Here is a 1,191-nt window from a genome sequence, read left to right on the forward strand (position 1 = left end):
TCACTCGATGATGGACGCGACGACGCCGGCGCCGACGGTGCGGCCGCCCTCGCGGATGGCGAAGCGCAGCTTCTCCTCCATGGCGATCGGCACGATCAGCACCACCTCCATCGAGACATTGTCGCCGGGCATCACCATTTCGGTGCCTTCCGGCAGCGTGCACACGCCCGTCACGTCGGTCGTGCGGAAGTAGAATTGCGGACGGTAATTGGTGAAGAACGGCGTGTGACGGCCCCCCTCCTCCTTCGTCAGAATATAGGCCTCGGCCTTGAACTTGGTGTGCGGCTTCACCGTCCCCGGCTTGCACACCACCTGGCCGCGCTCCACGTCCTCACGCTTCGTGCCGCGCAGAAGAACGCCGACATTGTCGCCCGCCTGGCCCTGGTCCAGCAGCTTGCGGAACATCTCGACGCCGGTCACCGTCGTCTTCACCGTCGGGCGGATGCCCACGATCTCGACTTCCTCGCCGACCTTCACGATGCCGCGCTCGACACGCCCCGTCACCACCGTGCCGCGGCCCGAGATCGAGAACACGTCCTCGATCGGCATCAGGAACGGCTGGTCGATCGGACGCTCCGGCTGCGGGATGTAGGCGTCCACCGCCGCCATCAGCTTCAGAACCGCTTCGTGGCCCAGCTCCGGAGACTTGTTCTCCAGCGCCATCAGCGCCGAACCGTGGATGATCGGAATGTCGTCGCCCGGAAAGTCGTACTTCGACAGAAGCTCGCGCACTTCCATCTCGACCAGTTCCAGAAGCTCCGGATCGTCGACCATGTCGCACTTGTTCAGGAACACCACCAGCGCGGGAACGCCGACCTGGCGCGCCAGAAGAATGTGTTCGCGGGTCTGCGGCATCGGGCCGTCGGCCGCCGAAACAACCAGGATCGCGCCGTCCATCTGCGCCGCGCCCGTGATCATGTTCTTCACATAGTCGGCGTGCCCGGGGCAGTCGACGTGCGCATAATGCCGGTTCGACGTCTCATACTCCACGTGCGCCGTCGAGATCGTGATCCCGCGCGCCTTCTCTTCCGGCGCCTTGTCGATCTGGTCGTACGCCGTGAAGGTCGCACCACCCGTCTCCGCAAGCACCTTCGTGATCGCTGCCGTCAAAGACGTCTTGCCATGGTCCACGTGACCGATGGTCCCGATGTTGCAGTGCGGCTTGTTGCGCTCAAATTTGACTTTGGCCAT

At 64.1% G+C, this 1,191-nt stretch carries 1 protein-coding gene; it reads right to left on the reverse strand.

Going from position 1 to position 1,191, the window contains the following annotated elements; translation table 11 throughout:
* Complete coding sequence (gene tuf / locus EDC64_RS23385; protein WP_132036266.1) at positions 1-1,191, reverse strand: elongation factor Tu; 1,191 nt, start codon at positions 1,189-1,191, stop codon at positions 1-3.

Origin of the sequence: Aquabacter spiritensis (genome assembly GCF_004346185.1) — a bacterium.
GTDB lineage: Bacteria > Pseudomonadota > Alphaproteobacteria > Rhizobiales > Xanthobacteraceae > Aquabacter > Aquabacter spiritensis.

Bases quoted from the DNA above. Each gene is read 5' to 3' on its own strand.
- tuf (WP_132036266.1), bottom strand. From the start codon at position 1,191: ATGGCCAAAGTCAAATTTGAGCGCAACAAGCCGCACTGCAACATCGGG.